The organism is Methanobrevibacter curvatus, assembly GCF_001639295.1.
In the GTDB taxonomy this organism is placed as follows: Archaea; Methanobacteriota; Methanobacteria; order Methanobacteriales; family Methanobacteriaceae; genus Methanoflexus; species Methanoflexus curvatus.
Genome location: NZ_LWMV01000146.1, coordinates 1 through 22,268 on the forward strand (window position 1 = coordinate 1; position 22,268 = coordinate 22,268).

The following is a 22,268-nucleotide window of genomic DNA, read 5'->3' on the forward strand; positions in this document are numbered from 1 at the left end:
CAATAAAACATTTAAAAAAAAAAAAAAAAAAAAATCTAAAAAATCTAAAAAATCTAAAAATTTTAATTAATTATAATACTTTCAATTTAAAAGCTAAATTAATAAAATAAATTTTAACTCATGAATTTATAAAATACTTATTTTAAATTTCATTTACCTTATCTTTTACCTTATCTTTTACCTTATCTTATTTAAATTAATTTTTTCTATAAATCATTTAGAGGCATAATATGAAAATTGTATCTGTTGTTGGTAATAAAAATACTGGAAAGACTAGTCTCAGTGTTAAAATCATTAAAGAACTTAAAAATCGAGGTTATAAAGTTGCAAGTATCAAACATTCTCATCATAAGATGGACTTTGATAGAGAAGGCACAGACACATATAAACACAAAGAAGCTGGGGCAGAAACTATAATGGGAGCTGGTGGAAGGTTTTTTTTCAATATAGAAAAGAAAATGTCATTAGACCGCTTGTTGTTTCTTGTTAAATTTATTGATGAACCAGATTTCCTTGTAATTGAAGGATTCAAATCTTACAAATATCCAAAAATAGCTACATCACCAGAAGTAGTTGATAATCATACTATAAAGTCTGTTGATGCTTTTTCTCTTACTGATGAAGATATTGTTGAATTAGTTGACCTTGCAGAAAAAAAAGGACATGACATTATCAATACATTGTATACAAATCAGTGTGGATATAACGATGGAGAAGATATTGCCAAAGCCATTGTTAATGAAAAAATCGAGTATGATGATAAAGATACAGATGTTTATCTCTCTATTGATGAGAATGTAATTGGTTTAAACCTTTTTGTAAATAATTTTATTAAACATGGAATTATAGGTATGTTAAAATCATTAAAGCTCAAAAAATTTGGAGTGAAAAAATTTGAAAAAATAGAATTACTTATAAACAATAAAAAAGACCAAAGTGAGGAATAAAAAAATTAAAGGACAAAAATTGAAAAAAAAGAATAAAAAAGACCAAAATGAAAAAAGAATAAATAATAAGGACTAAAATAAAAATAAAAATAAAAAACGGCTAAAAAATATATATTATTCTCCAAATAGCTTAACAACTTTTTTAAGCTCATCAGGAATGTTTATTTGTTGAGTACATAATCTAATACACTTTTTACAATCAGTACAATTTGATGCTCTTTTTTCTTTGTCTAAAATTAGTTTATAATGGTGTTTAGCACTTTCCACTTCGTCAAAAATTAGAGAAACATTGTATTCTTTAAAACAATCAGATATATTAACATTATATGGACAAGGCATACAATACCCACAGCCATTACAATCATTTCCTTTTTTATTCTTATAAATCGCTGCAACTTCTCTTATTAACTCTTTTTCTTCAATATTTAATGTGTTTGGGTAAGAATTGTTTGCAATGGCTATATTCTCTTTTACTTGTTCTAATGTATTCATTCCACTTAAAACAACATCAACCTCTTTCATATTATAAAGATATTTAAAAGCCCACTCAACAGGACTTCTTTTAATTTTTGATTTATCCCATGTTTTTAAAATGTCTGGAGGAATATCTTGAGACAATTTTCCTCCCCTTAATGGCTCCATTACAACATTTCCAAGCCCTAAAATGTCTGAATACTGTAAACCAGTTATTCCACTTTGATAATCTGTGTCTAAGTAATTCATTTGAGTTAAACTAATATCCCATTCATATCCATCAATTACTTCTAAAAACAGGTCTAAACTATCATGAAAAGAAAATCCAACATATTTTACATTTCCAGAAGATTTTAAATCATCTAAAAATTGAAATAAACCTAAATCAGGTAGTTTATCCCATACATCTTGTTTAACAGAATGAATCATATATGCGTCTAAATAATCAGTCTGTAATAGCTCCAGTTGACGATTAAAAATATTTTCCATGTCTTCTTTTGAATTTATTGTCCAACTAGGCATTTTAGTAGAAAGGAAAACATCATCTCTATATCCATTAGAGAGAAATTCGCCTAAAAATCTTTCACTTTCCCCCTCACCATTGAAATTAGTTCCATGATAAGGATATGCAGTGTCTATATAATTAATTCCATTTTTAATGCCATATTCAAGCATTTCATTTGCTTTCTCTTTATCAATTTGGTTTTTAACACCTTCCACAGTAGGAAGACGCATAGTACCAAATCCTAAAATAGAAACCTTCTCTCCAGTAGACCCTAATTCTCTATATAACATTTTATCAAAAAAAATTAGTAATTAAATTTCATTAAAAAAAACAAACAAACTAAGATTAAAAAAGAACTAAAAAATAAAAAAATTATAAGCATAATAAGTTAAAAATAAAAAAAATAAAAAAATAAAAAAATAAAAAATTAAAATTAAAAATAAAAATAAATGCTAAAAATTACTAACTAAAAGTTATTAATTAAAAAGTATTAATTAAAAAGTATTAATTAAAATGTATTAATTAAAAATTAATAGTCAAAGCTAACTCTCTGGAACTTTTCTTTCTTTGTTAAATCTTTGGTGGCATCTACACCTATTTTAGTAGTTGTTCCATCAGGAGTTGCAACAGGATCAAGTGATGAACCACGAGCTTTAGGAATAATTAAAATATCTTCATCTCCTTTAACCCTTGTAGCTATTGCATATTCAATATCCTCTGGATCAAAAATATTAATATCCTCATCAACAACAACGGCATGCTTTAATGATGGATGAGCTGAAAGTGCAGCTAAAATAACATTTTTTCCGTCTCCTTGATTTTGTTTTTTAATGGCTATAGCTGCATGAAGCCAACAACATCCACCTTCAGTTAAAACAACATTTTGAACTGTTGGAACTGTATTTTGAACCGATTTAAATATTCTTGGTTCTTGAGGAAGACCTTGGAGAAGTCTATGCTCAAAACCAGCAGGAACAATACTATGATAAACTGCATTTTTCTTTATGTGCATTTTAGATAAATTTATTACGGGTTCATCACGAACAACATCATAAGTGTCTGTTAAATCAACAAAAGGACCTTCTTTAGAAGTTTCAGAGATTGAAATTTTACCTTCTAAGATGATCTCAGCTTCTGGAACATTAATATCAGAATCTTCACATTTTAAAAGCTTTAAATCACCATTTTTAAAGGCATTTGCAACTTCCATTTCATCGGCATTAATTGGTATTGAAGTGGTTGTTGCAAGCAAAGTAGCTGGGTCTAATCCAATAGCTATTGCAATATCCAAATCTTTATTTAATTCTTTAGCTCTTTGAAAATAAGTATATAAATTACGTGGAACAATTCTAATAGCTAATTTATCCTTATCCAAATACAACATTCTATGGATTGAAGAATTAGCTATTCCAGTATCAGGGTCTCGAGCAAAAACCACACCAGAAGTAATATAAGGACCACCATCTTTTTTATAGTGAGTTAAAATAGGAATTTTGCTTAAATCTGCTTTAGAAGAAATATACTCTTTTTCATCAGAAATTTCAAAGAATTTATTAATTTTTAAAGGATTTTCCATTCCCTTAATTATTTTTTGAGTTATCTCAGTTTGTTTACAATTTAAAAAGCCAGCTATTTTTTCTCTTGTATTAGATATCCCAGATAAAATTGGAATATCAGAGTTTTTTATATTGTTCAAAAGAACTGTATCTCTGGGATATTTTTTTAACAATTCAAGAACTTCATATTTAGTGTCTAATTCATCTGAAATTGTAATAATTTCTTGTTTATTCTCAATTTTTTCTAAAAAATTCAAAATTCCACATCCATTAATTGATAATTGAATATAGTAAAAATGCTTAAAATATGCTAAAATATATTAGAATATACTAAAATATACTAGAATATAATAGAATATACTAGAATATAGTCAAATGAATAATAATATACTAAAATTTATAATGAACTATGTAAATTAGTAAAATATATTAAAATATAGTAAAATATATTAAAATATATTAAAATATGCTATATATATTAAATAATAATAAAAAAAATTATTAGTAAAATCAATTGATACTATTGCTTTCATATTTTAATAACTTTAAATTAGCTTCAATATCTTTATTTTCAATGGCTAAGATTTCAGCAGCTAAAATAGCTCCATTTTTACCATTAGATATACCAACTGTTCCTACAGGAACTCCAGGGGGCATACTTATCATTGAAATAAGTGAATCTAAACCATCAAGTTCTATTGCACAAGGAACACCAATAACTGGTTTTTCGCTTAAAGCAACTAAAGAACCAGAAACATGAGCAGATAGACCAGTAACAGCGATAAAAACTTTTACATTCTCTTGAGATTCTATATATTTTTGAAATTTCACAGGGTTTCTAACAGGAGAAATAATATTAACATCATAATTAATTCTTAGCCTATCTAAAGTATTAGTAACTTTTTTTGCAACTTTCATGTCAGAATAGCTTCCAGGTATAACACAAACTATTGGAGAATCCTTATCTTTTTTACTTTCATTAAAATTAGGATCATTATCTCCATTAATCTTATATTTATCGGTTAAATTGTCTGTTAAATTATCTGTATCTTCTAATTTTTCATTAATAATATCATTCAAAAATGTATTGTTAAAATAATTTCCATTTAGCTTAGAATGAATCTTTTTATCATCAATATCAACTTTTTCTACATAGCTATTTCTTAAATTTGAAATATTTTTTCTTACATTATAATCATTTATTCCAATTATTTGACCAGCTAAAATAGCTCCATTGTCTCCCCTGTCAATACCAACAGTTGCAACAGGAGCGGGATATGGCATTTGAGCAGTAGCAAAGCTAGCATCTATTCCACCAAGTTTTGCTTTAACAGGAACTCCAACAACAGGACGATGAGTATATGAAGCTATTACACCACCTAAATGAGCAGTTAATCCTGCTATAGCAATGAACACTTCAATTCCTTCATTTGTTCCTTGAATTACTAAATTTTTAACTTTTTCATGTGTTCTATGAGCAGAGGCAATGTGTAAACTATAAGGAACTTGAAGTTTCTCTAAAACATCTATAGCTTTCTCTGCAATTTTAATATCTGAAGAACTACCCAGAATTATCATTATTTTTGGATTCATTAAATCACTTAACAATCGTTTATCCTTTAATTATTTAATATGAATATTATTCTATTAATTTAATATAAATAAAATTATTGTAAATTATTAGTGCCTTTTATGTTCAATTTAATATAATGTAATCAATTTAAAAAAAAAAAAAAAAAATTAAAATAAAGAATATAAAATAAAGAATATAAAATAAAGAATATAAAATAAAGAATTAAAATAAAGAATTAAAATAAAAAATTATTAATTATAATAAATATTATAAAGAATTATTATAAATAAAGATTATGAATTAATATCTATTTATTAGTTTAAATATTTATTTTATTTTTTAAAAATTTGGACATATTATATTAAAAAAACATAATATTAAAAAAATAAAAATTTAGTTTAACACATATTAAAATTTCTTAAATTAAAAAGAAAAATTTAAATATTTATTTGATTTAAATATATTTATATAAATATTAAATCCATATTGTAATATTAAATCCATGTTGTGCTGAAATGGACAGAAACAAATAGATATTGAATTCATTCAAAGTTTAAATCGTGAAAAAATTTTGAAAAATAAAATTGAGAAAATATGAAATAGCAGGTAAATTATACAAAAAATGATAAAAAGAAATGCAAAACCTAACAATGATTTACATTTGATGTGTATAATTCAGGAAATGTGATTATTTTTTAACTAGAGATTATAAATTAATAATAATAAAATATAATACTTATTAAATAATAAATATAACAATACAAAATAAAGTAAAAATATTAATTATTTTTAGAAAATTTAAAGGATTATTTTTAATAAAATAGATTTATATGAGCTTTGAAAAAGAAAAAAAAGACAAAATGTCAAAAACTGTTTCAATAGTTATTCCAGCATACAATGAAGAGGATAATATCTCTTCAGTAATCTCAACTATTAAAAAAATAGACTACATTACTGAAATCATAGTTGTAGATGATGGATCTCAAGATAAAACAGGAGAAATTGCCAAATCACATGGAGCTATTTTAATAAAACATATAGGAAATAGAGGAAAAGGTTCAGCCTTAAAAACAGGCCTTAAAAACTCAAAAGGAGATATAGTTGCTTTTATTGATGGAGATATTAAAAATCTAAAGAAAGAAATGATAGACAAAATAACTGGGCCTATATTAGAAGGAAAAATTGAACTAGTAAAAACTAAATTTGTAAGGGAAAGTGGAAGAGTGACAGAATTAACTGCTAAGCCACTTTTAAGGTTTTTCTTTCCAGAATTAAATTTAACTCAGCCATTGAGTGGACAATTTGCTGGAAAGCGGTCAGTTTTAGAAAAATTAAAATTTGAAAAGGATTATGGTGTGGATATTGGAATTGTTCTTGATGCTGATGCTAAAGGAATAAAAATAGAAGAAGTAGACATTGGAGAAATAAAACATGATTTATCCCCTCTTAACACTTTAAATGAGATGGCAAATGAAGTTGTTAGAACTATTATAAATAGGGCAACTGAATATGGGCGAGTCACAATGATGGATACCCTTGGTAGCTATATTAGAATGGCTACTTTAGGTTTGTCACTACTGATTTTAGGATTTTATATGATTTTTTTTGTTACTTGGACACCACTAATAATTGGCGAAATCATAACAATAACTGGGATTATTTTAGCCATTATTTATCTTATAAGACTAATAGTAAAAACTGTGGCAATGTTTAAAAAACGACCTAAAATGAACTTTATTAAATCATTTCTAAAAATGCATCTTCCACTTGTTATTTCTGCATTTGTATTAATAATTATGGTTACAACATTTTTATCAGCAGCCACATTAAACAATGGAAAGTTATCAATTGAACCAAGCTCACGAAATCTTGTAATTATCCCAAGTGCTCCAGACCAACAAATCTATCTTAAAGGACCATATACAGTAAATAGTGCACTTGAAAATGAAAGTAATATAATTAGAATGCCAAAAGATGCACTAGACACCTTAGGAATATCTTATGGAGATATTATCACCATAGGAGAAGAGTCTTACGGGATCAATCACACAACAGATGGAGAAGAAAATATCCTTCGTCTTCCACTCTCTGTTAGACAAAGTTTAGATTTAAGAATAGGTGACTTAATCCAAGATGGAAGAATTTTAAATATTTTCCAAGATAATTCAGTTAAACATTATTTAAACTATTCAAATTTATCTACAAATCAAACAGCCATTATTAACTATGATTTAAACTCAAGAAATATAAATGGAGTTCAAATTCAAATTTATTTAGATAACAAATATATTGGAACAGTAAGTGGAGTTTTTAACAATGGTTCGTCATATAGTATTTATTTTAATGGGTATAAAGCAGATACTATATTATTTAAAAATCAATTAATAGGAAATAGCTATTTAGCATACTATGGAAACCATATAATTGAAATCAAATTCATTGAAAAAACTTCCACATCAAAAACATTTAAAAAAGATAGTGAAAATGCATTTTTAAGTTTTAATAAGAAAATAGAAATTTTGTAAAGAAATATGATAAAATAAATCAAAAAATGTAAAAAAATAGATAAATAAGTAAAAAATTTAAAATATAAAATATAAAATATAAAAAAAGAAAAAATAAGAATAAAAAAATTAATAATAAACTTTAACAGCTTCTTCTAAATCATTATATAATCCAATGGCTGCTAAAGCACCAATTTTGCCTTGATCTCCTGTGATAGCCATTAAAGGAATATTTAATTCTTTAGCTAATGATTCAGCTTCTTCAACTTCCACCATTCCAGTTTTAGTTTTAATTGAATAATCTCTTAGCTTTTGTGGTATTGTTAACCCTTCTAAAATAGCTATAGAAGTTTTATCAGAAAGCGTATCTCGTTTTAAAAGTTCTTGTATTCTATTTATTAATTTATCTTTTTCATCTGGAAGAACTGCAAAAGTTAATGCAATAGAAACACAATTTTGAGTTTTAAATGGATTATGAGGAAATAGTTGAACTATTACATGGTCAATGTATTCAAAACCTTCTTTTTTAAGTTCAATTCCTATATTATGAGCTGTAGTCCATGTAGCACCTTGATCTTTAGTATCTGTATCATCAATACCTACTACTATTTTTTCCATTTTAGGAGAAATAACAGCAGCCTTTCCAAGTTTAGATCCTCCACCTTCATTAAAAAGTTGAACTTCTTTAACACCAATAGCCATTCCACGACACATCCCAGCACCTACACCAGCACCAGCCAATCCTCCATGGACTATTTTTACATTATCTCCTTCAATAGCTACTTCTTCAATACCTGCAGCATTAATACTTGCTTTAAAGTCAAGGTCTTCTTTTCCTACTTTGGTTAAAAAAACTTGCTTATTTCCATCACGATATGCATTTAAAATAAGCTTACTACTATTTTTATATTGATGGACAAGCCAGTGGGAACCTGAAACACATGGATGATATTCTACTATCTCCACTAAGTCTCCGTCAGCCATTGTGATTATTTTTTCATAAGGTGCAATCCAAGGCGTATTGAATTTTTTTTTTAACTCTTCAGGTGTAAAAGTTTCCATAATATCAGAATAAAACATCATTAAAAAGATAATAAATTAAAAAGATAATAAATTAAAAAAATATAGAAAAAAATATAGAAAAATATACTTTAGAAAATACAGTTATAAAATAAACTTAAAAAATATAAAATTTATTATATGGAAGCATTCAGCTGTAGTTTTAAAGTTAAAAAAAAAGAAAATGAAAATAAATTAAATTTCACTTAAACGATTAAGCATTTTAACAGCTGCTTCAACTGCTCTTTTACCATATTCGACTCTTTTGTGGGCATCTAACCTTGTCATGCCTGGACCGCTAATGCCAAGAGAAACAGGTTTTCCAAAGTCTAAAGAAAGATCGGCTATTTTCCTTGAAGCATGTTGAGCAACAATTTGATCATGTCCAGTTGAACCTTCAATTACCGCACCTAATGTAATAACAGCATCAATATCATCTTTTTCTAACAATTTTTTGATAGCTAAAGGCATGTCAAATACTCCAGGAACAGGAACAACTTGAGTAATTTCAGAATCTCGAATTTTAGCCTCTTCTTTAGCAAGTTCAAGCATCATATGTGTAATATCATAATTAAATTCAGCAACTACAGCACCAATTTTATATTTTGCCATAAATATCCCTCGTTAAATTTTTTAGTATTTATATAAAAATCATGATTAAAACAAGCAATTTAAGTACCTGGTACAATAATCATTGCTAAAAAAGTAGCAACAGCAGAAAAAACCATGATTAAGATAATTATAATTCCAAATATTTTGATTAAATTCATAAAACGACCTAACAACCAATTAATTAAATAAAAAAATTAAAAAATGTATTGAAAATTATATTAAAAAATATATTAAAAAGTATGTTAAAAATTATATTAAAAACTATTTTAAAAATTGTATTAAAAACTATATTAAAAAAAAATAAAATATCTAAAATCTCAGAAGATAATTCTGATAAAAGATAAAGATTTAATATTAATTTTTTATTATGATAAATATAATTAAAATTTTATAAATATTTTTATAAATAAATTTTATTAAAAATATAAAAGTATTTATTAAAATTTTATATAATAAAAATTTATATAATACTATTTATTTTTATATAATACTATTTATTCATGAATAATATAAATATTTTATTTCTTTTGATATTTATTTCTAACTACATCATTTGAAAAAAAGCTTAACAAAAAAGAAAAAAGAAAAATTCAAATGAAAGAAACACTTAAGATAAAAGATGGGAAATTTCAGTTAATGCTGAAATTAGCTTATCAATGTCTTCTTTATTATTATAACAGTGTATAGAAGCACGTATTGTTCCTTCAGTTATAGTATATCTTTTTAAGCCAGGAATAGCACAATGAAAACCACTTCTAAGTGAAATATTTTCTGTTTCATCTAAGATTTTTGAAACATCATAAGGATTTAATCCCTCAATATTAAAAGATACAATATTGTGGAAATTTTTTGGGTTAGCATATATTACAATATTATTTATTTCATTTAAACCTTTATAAAGCTTTTTTGATAAGTTATCTGTGTAGCCAATAATATTTTTTAACCCAATGGATTCAATATAAGAAATAGCTTTATTTAGTCCAATAAAACCAGCTATATTTAAAGTTCCACCTTCATATCTATATGGTGGCTCTTCAAGCTTAAATTTACCATTTTCATAATCAACAATAGTTCCTCCACCTAAATTTTTGGGCTTAACATCTTTAAAATGTTCTTCTTTAATATATAAAAAACCAGTTCCTACGGGACCTAAAAGCCCTTTATGACCAGGAAAAGCCATAAAATCAGGATTTATTTCATTAACATTTATATTAGAATGCCCAATAGATTGGGCTCCATCAATTATTAAATATGATCCATTATCATGGACAATTTTTTCAATAGCTTTTAAATTTTCCATAGATCCAAATGCATTTGATATGTGATTAATGGCTACTAATTTAGTGTTTTTGTTAATGGCCTCTTCAAGGTTTTCAATGTTAATCTGATAATTTTCACTTTTTAATATATTTACATCTACATTATCTAAATTTAACCATGGAATAATATTAGAATGGTGTTCAATATCTGAAACTATAATATTTGAATTGTTTTCAAAGGATAAGCCATTTGCCACAATGTTAATTGCTTCAGTGGTATTTTTTGTAAAAACTATTTCATTTTCATTTGAATTTATAAAATTAGCAATATTTTGGCGAGTTTTATCTATCATTTGTCCTGCTTTAATAGCTATTTTATATGATCCTCTTCCTACATTGGCATTATAATTTAAAAAATAATCACTAATAGCTTCCACTACAGGTATAGGGGTTAAACTTGTGCTAGCTGAATCCAAATAAGTAATTTCATCTAAAATAGGAAAATCATTTCGAATTTTATCAATATTAATCATATTATCATTAACCAGATAAGTAAAAGTAAAAAAAAATAAAAATATAATAAAAATATAATAAAATAATAGCATATAATGGAATTATAAAAATATAATGGGACATTATAAGAATATAATAAAGTTATAAAAATATAATGAAATTATAAGAATATAATAAAATTATCAAACATTAGCAAAAAAGAATTAATTAATATTAAAATAATAAATAGATTAAAGTTCTATAAATTATTTTTAATAGATTTAGCAAGGTCTTTTGTGGTGGAGTTTCCCCCCATATCAGGAGTTAATATGTTTTTTTGAGTAATAACTTTTAAAACTGCTTCATCAATGGCTTTTGCACTTTCATTTTCACCTAAAAATTCCAGCATCATTTTAGCAGAAAGAATCATTGCTATTGGGTTTGCCTTAGATTGACCAGCAATATCTGGTGCTGAACCATGAACTGGCTCAAATAAAGCTCCTTTATCCCCAATATTAGCAGATGGAATTAAACCTAACCCACCTACAATACCTGCACCTTCATCAGATAAAATATCACCGTAAAGATTGGTTGTAACAATCACATCGAAAAATTGAGGTTTAGTTAATAGATACATTGCAGTTGCATCTACATAATAATCGTTAGATTCAATTGTATCATATTTTTCAGCAACCTCATAAAATGTCTTTTTAAATAGACCATCCGTAATTTTTAAGACATTTGCCTTATGAACACCAGTGACCCTTTTCCTTCCAGTAGTGATAGCATATTTAAAAGCATAATCACAAATTTTTTGAGATGCTTTGTGAGTAATTAATCTTTTAGCAGTGGCTCCATCTTTATTTTCACTTTCAACTCCAATATACATTCCTTCAGTATTTTCACGGACAATCATAAAGTCAATATCTTGAAAGATGGCATTAGTACCAGGGTACGATTTTACAGGTCTTAAATTAGCATATAAATCTAATTCTTGTCTTAAACGGACAATAACATCAGCAGCAGTTTCACCAGCAGCTCCAAACAAAACGGCATCAGATTTTTTAGCCAATGCTAATGTGTCGTCAGGCAAAGCATACCCACAATCTTTTAAACACTCATCCCCTGCGTTTTCATAAGTAAAACTAAATTCAACTCCAGTTCCCTCTAAAACATCAATGGCTCCTTCCATGACCTCTTTTCCAATTCCATCTCCAGGAATAACAGCTATTTTGTACATTATATCACTTAAATGAAAATAAATTTATAATAAATTTAATTAATTGATTAATAATAATTTAATTAAGTACTAATAATAATTTAACTAATGATTAATAATAATTTAGCTAATGGTTAATAATAATTTAAAATAATAATAATAATAATAATAATACTAATACTAATAATAATTTAATAAAATAATAGTTATTCTTTATTTTTAAGATATTCTATAAGTCCACCATTTTCTAAAATTTCTAACATAAATGGAGGTAGTTTTTCAAATTTGAATTCTTCGCCTTTTTCAGAAATTATGACTCCTTTATTCATATCAATTTCTATTCTTTCTCCTTCTTTTAATTTAGAGCTAATTCCTGGAGAAACAAGTAATGGTACGCCAACATTGGTAGAATTTCTATAAAAAATTCTTGCAAAAGATTCAGCTATTACTGCTGCAATTCCTGCACCTTTTAAAGCTATTGGTGCATGTTCTCTTGAAGAACCGCAACCAAAATTCTTTCCTCCAACAATAAAGTCTCCTTTGTTAACTTTTTTGTAAAAATCTGGATCTAATCCTTCCATACAATGTGGAGCTAATTTATCTGGTTCAGTATGAACTAAATATCTCCCAGGAATAATAATATCTGTATCAATATCGTCTCCAAACTTCCAAACTTTTCCTTTCATTATATTCCTCACTTTTAACATAAATAAAACATAGTTTATATACAATAACTATTCTGGCAAGCTTATTCTTCCATTAATTGCTGAAGCAGCCGCTACTGCTGCAGAGGACAAGTAAACTTTTCCATCTGGACTTCCTTGTCTTCCTTTAAAGTTTCTATTAGATGTTGAAAGAGAAACCTCTCCAGGACCAATTAAACCAACATGACCGCCTAAACAAGGCCCACAACATGGATTTGTTACAAGACAATCTGCATCAACAAATATCTTAATGAGACCTTCATCTAAAGCTTTGGTATAAACCTCTTTAGAAGCTGGAATAACTAACATTCTAACTCCTTTAGCAACTTTATTGCCTTTTAAAATTTTAGCTGCATCTCTTAAATCATCAAGTCGGCCATTTGTACAAGAACCTAAGAAAACTTGGTCGATTTCAGTGTCTACTTCACTAACAGGTTTTACATTATCAACATTATGCGGGCAGGCAACTTGAGGTTCTAAATCACTTACATCAACATCAATAATTTCAAGAGAAGGAGCATCTAAATCTGTTTTAAAAATTTCATAGGCTTTGTTTGTTCTATTTTTAATATAATCTAAAGTTTTTGAATCTGCTTCAACTAAACCTGTTTTTCCACCCATTTCAATAGCCATATTCGATAAGACCATTCTATCAGAAATAGACATTTGGGAAACAGTATCTCCAGCATATTCAACTGCACGATATGTTGCTCCATCGGCGCCAACTAAACCTATTAAATTTAGGATAACATCTTTAGCAAAGACATTTTTTCTTAAATCTCCAGTAATATTGAATCTTAATGTTTCAGGAACTTTAAACCATAATTTACCTTTTGCAAATACCATAGCCATATCAGTTGACCCAATACCAGTAGCAAATGCACCTAAAGCACCATGTGTACAAGTATGAGAGTCTGTTCCTACAATTAGTTCTCCTGGAACAACATGACCCAATTCTGGAAGTATTTGATGACATACACCAGCATTAACATCATAAAAACTCTCAATATTCTGTTCTTTTACAAATTCTCTCATTGCAATATGATTATCTGCTGCATCAAGAGAATCAGCAGGAACTTGATGGTCAAAAGGAATAACAATCTTTTTATTGTCCCAAACCTTCTCAATTCCAATTTTTTTAAATTCTTGTACAGATAAAGGACCAGTTAAGTCATGGGTCATAGCAATGTCTATATCTGCCATGACAATTTCTCCAGATTCTACTTTATTTTTATTACTTGATTTAGCTAGTATTTTTTCACTCATTGTGTAAGACATATTTTTTCTCCAAAAATGTGAAATAAGATTTAAATAATAAATACTATTTAATTTAATGAAATAAGATTTAAATAATAGATAATATCTAATTTAATGAAATAAAATTAAATAATAGACATATTTAATTTAATTAAGATAATAATGTGAATTAATTAAGATAATAATATAATTAATAAATTTATATAAAAACAATTAAAAAAAAAAGGCTAAAAAAAGACTTAGAAAAAAATTAATAGGTTTATTAAGTAAGTATATTAATTCTCTGTTTTAGAGTCTGCATTTTGCTCAGATTTTGAACCATCAGTTTTTGAAAGGTTTTTTTCTAAATCTTCAATAGATGATGTGAATTTACATCTTGGGAAGTTAGAACAACCTATAAATTCCCCATATCTTCCTGAACGTTTTAACAAATCATTACCGCATTCAGGACACTTTCCAATAACTTCTGGTGAATAATCCCGATTTTCCTTTCCACAGTTAGGATCTAAACATGCTCTTTGACGATTTTTAGCAGAACCAAATGAAATCATAGGAAGACCACATTTGTCACAGCGAGATTTTAAGACAGTTGCTCCACGTGGAAGTGAATAAGTTACATCACAGTCTGGAAAGTTAGAACAACCTATAAAATTACTTTTAAATCTTGGTGAATATTTAATTGATAAATTACCTCCACAAGCACATTTTGAAATAATCATACTCTCTTGATAAGCATCAAATAGCTCTTCACCAATTTTAATCTGGTTCTTGTCAACATCATTTAAAATCAGCTTGACTTCTTCTTTAGCATTGTCAATTACTTGGTATTTTTTGATTTTTTCATCCATTATTTTGTCTAAGTCTCTTTCAAAACTGCGAGTCAATTCTTCATTAGTCAAATCACTAGCATATTCAGATAAAGTATCAACAATATGTTCTCCAAGACTATTTACTTCAATTTGCTTAGTTCCAGAAATATAATCCCTATCAAATAATTTAGCTATTATATCTGCTCTAGTTGCCTTTGTTCCCAACTCTCTTTTCTCTAATTCTTTTATTAAAGAAGCTTGGTTATATCTTGCAGGTGGTTTAGTTTCTTTTTCATCTGATGTTAGCTTTTTAACTTTTAAAATATCCCCCTTCTTAATTTCAGGGAAATCTTCATTTTCTAACTTTCTAAAAGGATAATGCTTTAACCAACCAAGAAAAGAGTATTGCTTTCTTCTAAAGAAAAATTTCTCATTGACAATATTTAAATCAGCACGCATACTATCTATTACTGCATCAACAGAGAAGACACTGATGAATCTAAAAGTAATAAGTTGATAAATCTTATTTTCATCATCATCTAATTTTTTAGGAAGTATACCTGTTGGATGAATTGCAGGATGGGCTGGATCATCTTTTTTACCTTGATTTGGTTTTAATTTTTTAGAAGCCTTAGAGCCATTAGCTTCTTCACTTGCTTTTTCATTTGGTTTGTCAATATTATTTTCTTCATAAACTTCATCAATATGCGGCTTAAACAATGAACTTTTAGACAAATCATCTAAAATATCTTCAAGTTCTAAGGTTTCAGGGAGTTTTTGAGATGAAGTTCTTGGATAAGAAGTATATCCATTTGTATAAAGACTTTGAGCTATTGTTTGGGTTTTTTTAGGAGAGTATCCAAAGACGTTATATGCTTCAGATTGTAATCCCCCTAAATTAAAAGGTATAGGTGGCTTTCTTTTTGAGGCAGAAACTTTAACTTTATCAACTGTAGCATCTTGATTTTGACATTTTTCATAGATTTCATGGGCTTTTTTCTTATCAAAAATCTTTCCATCCACATGATCAGCTATTAAATCTTTATATCCATCTAAAAGTGCTTTAATTAACCAAAATGGTTCTGGAACAAATTTTTGAATTTCTTTTTCACGTTCCACTAAAATAGCTAAACTAGGAGTTTGAACTCTTCCAGCAGAGAGTTTTAAAAACTTTTTCTTTGCAGAGCGGACAGATTGAGTTAATGCTTTTGAAATGTTTACCCCAAAAATAAAATCTAGTATGTGGCGGGCTATTCCACTGTCAACTTGGTTTAAATCTAAGTCTATTTTATTTTCATAAGCTGCAAGAATGTCCTTTTTAGTTAAAGTAGAAAATTTCATTCTTGAAATGTTATCAATAGCTTTTTGACCCACAGTATAAAGTAATGCATTGTACCCTATTAATGTTCCTTCTATATCATAATCGCATGCATGGACAAAAGTATCTGCTTTTTTAGTAAATTTTTTAATTGCTGCAAGATATTCTTTAACATATCCCTTAGATTTGTCTGTTTCATAAAGGGGAACCCATTTTAAATCAAAGTAAAATCTTTCTCTTTGATTTTTAGGAGTAAGGGAAAAAAGATGACCAACAGCGGAAAGAACTGTGATGTCTTTACCATCTTTTTCTAATTCCCAATAAAAAACTTTTTTTCCATACTTCATTTTATTGGCTTTAGAGGATAATGCCTTAGCTATTTTTTCTGATGAAGATGGCTTCTCACAAATAATTAATTCATTCATTGTAACCCTGTATTAAAATTTTATGAAATTTAAGTAAATAAAATATTAGAAATGTAGTTTAAGATATAATATATAGCTTAAGATATAATATATAATTTAAGATATAATTTAAGATATAATATATAATTTAAGACAATAATATTAAAATATTTAATTTGAAATAAAAATATTAATAAAAATATTAAAATATACAACCTAAGATAAAAATTTTAATATTCAATTAAAGGTATATTCGATTTAAGGTATCAATATTAAATTATATACTATTACTATTATATAAATTTTTGAAAAAAAGATGATTTTAAAATAAAAATTTAAAAAAAAGAAAAAATTTTAAATTTAAAAATAGAAAAAGTAGAAAATATATTGTAAAAAAAATATTTTAATAAAAAATAAAAAAAGAAAAAATAGAAAAATAAAAAAAATAATAAAATCTTATTAAAACAGTCAACAAAAGAAAAATAATAAAAAGAATTACTAAAAGTAATTATGAAAAAAATAATAAAAAAATTATAAATAGAAATAATTATTCTTGATTAAAGAATCCATAAGCTTCACTACAATATGTGCACATTGGATATTTGCCATAATGATAATGACTTAAATCGTCAGCATTTATATCAAATTCTATTCCACATAAATAGCAAGTTTCAATTTTAACTTCTTTATTTATATTTAATTTATTATTACCTTCATTGGACATGTTATCTCTAAAAAGAATAGAAATTAAATTTTTTAACAGACATCAATTTTTTTTTAAAAAAAAAAAATAAAAATAAAATAAAAAGAAAATAAAAATAAAGCCTTAAATTAATTTAAATTATTTAATTAATTATTAATGATAACTTATCAATTTAATTAATTTTATTAATTTAATTAATTTAATTAATTAATGTTATATTTCTGTAAAAGTAAAAGCTCTTCAGTAGATAACTTTTTACCATTTTTGAATTTTTCAAAAATATCTTCAGCTTTTTCTTTTTCTTCTTTATTTTTAATTGGTCTCTGTTGTTTTTCAGAAGATCTACGCTTAGGTCTTCTTGTGTCAATTTTTTTATTAACAACTTTGATTTCACTTAAAACTACTTTAAACTCTTCATGTTTGGCTGAAGCAGCTTTTCTTGCTTCTAAAAACAATTTATGTGCATTATCAGCAGTAGTTCTTATCTCATCAGTCTGTTTAAAGAATTCTAACATTTCATCATGTAAGTTTTGAGCCACATCAGAAAGTTCAACTACTTTGTTGTGATGCTCTTCTGATAAAACTTGAAGTTTTTCAGCTTCTTCCTTATCAATTTCATCTTCTTTAATTTGAGCAAGTAGTTTTCTCTTTTCGTTTGCTTCTTTAACTAGCGCATTTTCTTTTTTAATGTCTAAAACAGTAGTTTGAATGTGGTTGTCGATTTTTTCAATTTCTTTCTCAAGTTTAATTTTATCTTTTCGACCAGAAGTCATGTTAAGCTTTTTAAGCTTTTTATTAACTTCACTACGTGCATTTTTAGCTTCAACAACTTGTTTATTAGTTTCATCACGCTCATTTCTTTTATTAATAGCTAAATTTAAGTTTTCACTTAGTTTTTTGTTTAAATCATCTCTAATTTTCTTTTGTTCTTTAGCTTTTAAATTGAAATCATCACGTTCCTCAGCTATTTTTGCAATAAGTTCTTCACGCTCATCTTTCTGTTTTTTAGCTTCTTTAGGATCATCTGATGCAATGAAATCTGTTTTTGGAAGTTCTTTTCTTCTTTTATTAGGCTTTTTAGCAGATTTTTCTTCTTTTTTATCCTCTGAAGACTTTTTATCATTTGTAGAATTTTTTTCTTCAGTAGAATCTTTATCTTTTGCCTTAGATTTATTTTTTTCATTAGATTCATCTTCAGATTTATCTTCAGATTTATCTTCAGATTTAGAAGGTTCTTTTTTGACTTCAGATTGATCTACAGGAGCTTCAACTTCATCAGCTGGGATTTCAACTTCTACTTCAACAGATTCTTCAATAATTTCTTCTTCAACTTCTATCTCAACAAGTTTTTCTTCAGCATCATCTTCAGATTTTTCAATAGAATTTTCAATAGATTTTTTTTCTACTTTTTCTTCCACTTCGGACTTAGAATCAGATTCTGTGAGTTCATTGATGTAATCTAAAATTACAGATAAATTTTTACCTTCAACTACAACATCAGCTATTTCACGAACCACAGGGTGAGCATTAAAAGCTATTCCAATTTTAGAAGATTCTAACATTGAAATATCATTTGCTCCATCTCCAACAGCTATTACTTCATCAAAAGAAATGTCATTCTCTTTAATAAATTTGCTTAAAACATCAGCTTTAGAATTTGATACTAAATCACCAATAACTTCACCAGTTAACTTGCCATCATCTTCAACCAATGTATTGGTAAAAGTGTAGTCAATATCAAGTTTCTCTTTTATGATATCTGAAACTAAATCAAAACTGCCACTAATAACAGCTATTGAAAAACCTTTGTTTTTTAGTTCTTTAATAGTTTCTTCCGCTCCAGCCATTAGCGGTAAATCATGTAAAACTTTCTTAACTTCTTCAACAGATGCTCCTTTTAAAAGTTTAACTCTTTCATTAATAGATGCTTCAAAATCTAAATCACCATTCATTGCTTTTTCAGTGATTGCTGCAATTTCATCTTCAACATTTACTAATTTACCTATCTCATCTATGGCTTCTCCATCAACAATAACATTATCTAAGTCAAATACTACAAGTTTAATCAATCATATCACCAATTACAATAATTCCAATTGCATAAGTCTGTCGTATGCCCTTTCTACGCCAAGCTTAGCATCATCTTTTGTTTTGGCACCAGTACAAACCACTTTACCGGAACCGAATAATAATAAAACAACTTTAGGGTCTTCTAATCTATAAACTAAACCTGGAAACTGCTCTGGCTCATATTCAGTATTTTCTAACTCAATTGCAACGGCTTCTAAGTTTAAGGTTGCTTCTAAATTAGCAGAAGCAACAATATTTTGAATAGTTATGTCAAATTTTTTGGGAATATCTTTATCAATTGTCCTCATTAAATCGACAGTTTTATTTATGGCTATTTTAGAATCTTTAATAGATTTTGCACCAGTACAAACTAATTTCCCAGAACTGAATATTAAAGCAGCAGTTTTTGGATCTTTTAATTTAAAAACTAGACCAGGAAACTGTTCTTTATTGAATCTTACATCTTCCAATGCTTTAGAAACTTCATTCAGCTCTATTTCTTTTCCAATACTGGCAGAAGATACTATATTTTCAATTTTGATTGGAACATCAGTCATCTAATACCTCCTAAAAAAAATAATTAAAAAGAAAAGCTTAGTAAAAATTAAAAAAAAGCTTAGTAAAAAATAAAATTTAATTTTTAAAATTAGAAAATTTTTAAAATAAGATAGTTAATGAATAAAAAAAATAGAAGATTTATAAATTATTTACTACCTCAGGATAAAAATTTAATGAAAATTACAAAAAATTAAAATATATAAATTAATATTTAGATAATTTTTTACTTATTTAATAATTTTATTTATATTCATATATAAATGTATTTAAAAAACAATTCTAAAATTTATAAAATAAAATAGAAAAATCGACTGATTAAAAATTAGAAAAAGTAAAAAAATTAATAAAAAAAAGTAGTGAAAAATTAGCTAAAAAAACTACTGAAAAAAATTATTTAATAAAACTCCAATTTTTTTACATCTAAAAAATATCGAAAGGTTTATATGTTATTAGGTGGAAACATATTTCCGACTATGAAAATTTCAAATTTCATGGAAAAAAAATAATTTTCAAAGTATGAAATATATATCTTAAAATATCTTATAATAAATATCTTAAATAAATATCTTAAATTTAAAAAAAAATTAAATGAAATGATAATAAATTATTGAAAATGATATTTTATAAAAATGGTATTTAATGGTATTTTATAGTATTAAAATATACTATTTTAAATTAATATAATATTTTAAAGATTAAATTTTGTTTATCAAACTAGTTATATGACGGAGAAAATTCCATGTCAAATGCACAAGAAAAAGTTATTAATGAAATTAACGAAAAAGACATTAAATTTGTAAGATTGCAATTTGTAGATATCCACGGCACCCCTAAAAATATTTCAGTTTCTTTAGGAAAAGGAGAAGATATTGAAGAATTGTTCGAAGACGGTATGTTGTTTGATGGCTCATCAGTAGATGGATTTGTAGAAATACATGAAAGCGATTTACTTTTAAGACCCGATGCAGAAACTTTCTCATCACTACCTTGGAGACCTGAAGAATCTGGTGTAGCAAGATTAATATGCGATATATACACACCTGAAGGCAAACCATTTGCTGGTGACCCAAGAAGTATTCTTAAAAAAACTTTAGAAAAACTCGAAGCAAAAGGTTTAAGTTACAATGTAGGTCCAGAACCAGAATTTTTCATAATTGATCAAGATGTTGAAGGTAACTACTTCCCAATAGACCAAGGTGGATACTTTGATGTAGAACCAACTGATTTAGGTACCGATTTTAGAAGACAATTAGTCACTGACTTAGAAAAATTAGGATTTAATCCAGAAGGAAGTCACCACGAAGTAGCACCAGGTCAAAATGAAATAGCAATTAAATTTGATAATGCATTAAAAACTGCTGATGCTGTTATTACATTTAAACAAGCTATTAAAGCCATTGTAGATACTATGGGTTACCAGGCTACATTTATGCCTAAACCATTCTTTGGAGAAAATGGTAGTGGTATGCATTGTCACCAAAGTTTATTTAAAGGAAACGAAAATCTTTTTTCAGATGAAAACTCTCCAGATGGGCTTTCACAAAAAAGTAAATACTTTGTTGGAGGTATCTTAAAACATGCATCTGCTCTTTCAGCTGTCTGTGCCCCAACAATTAACTCATATAAAAGATTGGTTCCAGGTTATGAAGCACCTGTTTATAAAGCATATGGACTTAAAAACAGATCTGCATTAATCAGAATCCCAGCAGCACGTGGAAAAGCTACAAGAATTGAATATAGATGTCCTGATCCAACTTGCAATCCATACTTAGCATTTGCTGCAATGTTAGAAGCAGGTTTAGACGGTGTTGAAAATAAAATCGATCCTGGAGCTCCAGTAGAACAAAATATCTACAAAATGAGTGAAGAAGAATTAGCTAAATCTGGTATTGAAACTATTCCATCTAGTTTATGGGAAGCATACCATGCTCTTGAAGAAGATCCTATTATTAAAAATGCTCTTGGAGACCATATATACAATGCATTTTTAGAACTTAAGAAAGCAGAATGGGATGATTATCGTATACAAGTATTTGGATATGAGCAAAGAAAATATATGAGCATATAATTCATTAAATGAATTTATAGCCATTTTAAATTAAATTACAAGCTCTTAAAATTAATTCCCAAATATAAATTATAAACTTTTTTTGATAAGAAGTTTAAAATAAAAAGTTTGAAAAATACTACTTTTTTAAACTTTTATTTTATTTTTTTCATTAATGCTTTTTTTAACTAGATTATT

General features: G+C 26.7%; 16 protein-coding genes. 3 read left to right on the top strand and 13 right to left on the bottom strand.

What is annotated here, in order from left to right; all coding sequences use genetic code 11:
- Window positions 1-230 precede the first annotated feature (230 nt).
- Window positions 231-947 (top strand): molybdopterin-guanine dinucleotide biosynthesis protein B, encoded by a 717-nt coding sequence (gene mobB, locus MBCUR_RS03485; protein ID WP_067090227.1) that lies wholly within the window; start codon window positions 231-233, stop codon window positions 945-947.
- 114 nt (window positions 948-1,061) lie between these two features.
- On the opposite strand, the gene MBCUR_RS03490 is transcribed toward mobB, so the two are convergent.
- The 3 genes from MBCUR_RS03490 to purE all read right to left on the bottom strand — a co-directional run bounded on the left by MBCUR_RS03490 (window position 1,062) and on the right by purE (window position 5,075).
- Window positions 1,062-2,216 (bottom strand): aldo/keto reductase, encoded by a 1,155-nt coding sequence (locus MBCUR_RS03490; RefSeq protein WP_067090229.1) that lies wholly within the window; start codon window positions 2,214-2,216, stop codon window positions 1,062-1,064.
- A 239-nt stretch (window positions 2,217-2,455) separates the two neighbouring features.
- Window positions 2,456-3,742 (bottom strand): UbiD family decarboxylase, encoded by a 1,287-nt coding sequence (locus MBCUR_RS03495; RefSeq protein WP_281190516.1) that lies wholly within the window; start codon window positions 3,740-3,742, stop codon window positions 2,456-2,458.
- Between the two features lie 250 nt (window positions 3,743-3,992).
- A complete protein-coding gene (gene purE / locus MBCUR_RS03500) occupies window positions 3,993-5,075 on the bottom strand; it encodes a 5-(carboxyamino)imidazole ribonucleotide mutase (RefSeq protein ID WP_067090232.1) in 1,083 nt (360 codons plus the stop codon).
- A gap of 810 nt (window positions 5,076-5,885) precedes the next feature.
- Between purE and MBCUR_RS03505 the strand changes: the two genes are divergently transcribed.
- Window positions 5,886-7,580 (top strand): glycosyltransferase, encoded by a 1,695-nt coding sequence (locus tag MBCUR_RS03505; protein ID WP_067090235.1) that lies wholly within the window; start codon window positions 5,886-5,888, stop codon window positions 7,578-7,580.
- A 108-nt stretch (window positions 7,581-7,688) separates the two neighbouring features.
- Here the strand turns inward: MBCUR_RS03505 and mmp11 are convergent, their stop codons facing one another.
- From mmp11 to MBCUR_RS03550, 10 genes are all read right to left on the bottom strand, one after another.
- Window positions 7,689-8,621, bottom strand: a complete 933-nt coding sequence (mmp11, locus tag MBCUR_RS03510) for a methanogenesis marker protein 11 (RefSeq protein WP_067090237.1) — start codon at window positions 8,619-8,621, stop codon at window positions 7,689-7,691.
- 192 nt (window positions 8,622-8,813) lie between these two features.
- Window positions 8,814-9,230 carry a 6,7-dimethyl-8-ribityllumazine synthase gene (gene ribH, locus MBCUR_RS03515; RefSeq protein ID WP_067090240.1) on the bottom strand — a complete coding sequence of 139 codons (417 nt, stop codon included), beginning with the start codon at window positions 9,228-9,230 and terminating at the stop codon, window positions 8,814-8,816.
- Window positions 9,231-9,837: 607 nt separating this feature from the next.
- Entirely contained in the window at window positions 9,838-11,022 is a 1,185-nt protein-coding gene (locus MBCUR_RS03520; RefSeq protein WP_067090243.1) for an aminotransferase class V-fold PLP-dependent enzyme, read from the bottom strand.
- Window positions 11,023-11,240: 218 nt separating this feature from the next.
- Window positions 11,241-12,221, bottom strand: coding sequence for an isocitrate/isopropylmalate family dehydrogenase (locus MBCUR_RS03525; RefSeq protein WP_067090245.1), 981 nt, complete (start codon window positions 12,219-12,221; stop codon window positions 11,241-11,243).
- 185 nt (window positions 12,222-12,406) lie between these two features.
- Window positions 12,407-12,886: a 3-isopropylmalate dehydratase small subunit gene (locus MBCUR_RS03530; protein ID WP_067090248.1), complete on the bottom strand. Its 480-nt coding sequence runs from the start codon at window positions 12,884-12,886 to the stop codon at window positions 12,407-12,409.
- Window positions 12,887-12,934: 48 nt separating this feature from the next.
- The gene (hacA, locus tag MBCUR_RS03535) at window positions 12,935-14,182 is read right to left on the bottom strand and encodes a homoaconitase large subunit (protein WP_067090250.1); all 1,248 of its coding nucleotides are present in this window, start codon (window positions 14,180-14,182) and stop codon (window positions 12,935-12,937) included.
- 254 nt (window positions 14,183-14,436) lie between these two features.
- Complete coding sequence (gene topA, locus MBCUR_RS03540) at window positions 14,437-16,713, bottom strand: DNA topoisomerase I (protein WP_067090253.1); 2,277 nt, start codon at window positions 16,711-16,713, stop codon at window positions 14,437-14,439.
- Window positions 16,714-17,239: 526 nt separating this feature from the next.
- The gene (locus MBCUR_RS10275; RefSeq protein WP_157077650.1) at window positions 17,240-17,416 is read right to left on the bottom strand and encodes a hypothetical protein; all 177 of its coding nucleotides are present in this window, start codon (window positions 17,414-17,416) and stop codon (window positions 17,240-17,242) included.
- Window positions 17,417-17,598: 182 nt separating this feature from the next.
- Window positions 17,599-19,464: a phosphoserine phosphatase SerB gene (gene serB, locus MBCUR_RS03545; protein ID WP_067090256.1), complete on the bottom strand. Its 1,866-nt coding sequence runs from the start codon at window positions 19,462-19,464 to the stop codon at window positions 17,599-17,601.
- Between the two features lie 12 nt (window positions 19,465-19,476).
- Window positions 19,477-20,022: a TATA-box-binding protein gene (locus tag MBCUR_RS03550; RefSeq protein ID WP_067090260.1), complete on the bottom strand. Its 546-nt coding sequence runs from the start codon at window positions 20,020-20,022 to the stop codon at window positions 19,477-19,479.
- Window positions 20,023-20,762: 740 nt separating this feature from the next.
- Here MBCUR_RS03550 and glnA point away from each other — a divergent pair.
- Entirely contained in the window at window positions 20,763-22,091 is a 1,329-nt protein-coding gene (gene glnA / locus MBCUR_RS03555; RefSeq protein WP_067090263.1) for a type I glutamate--ammonia ligase, read from the top strand.
- Window positions 22,092-22,268: the final 177 nt, after the last annotated feature.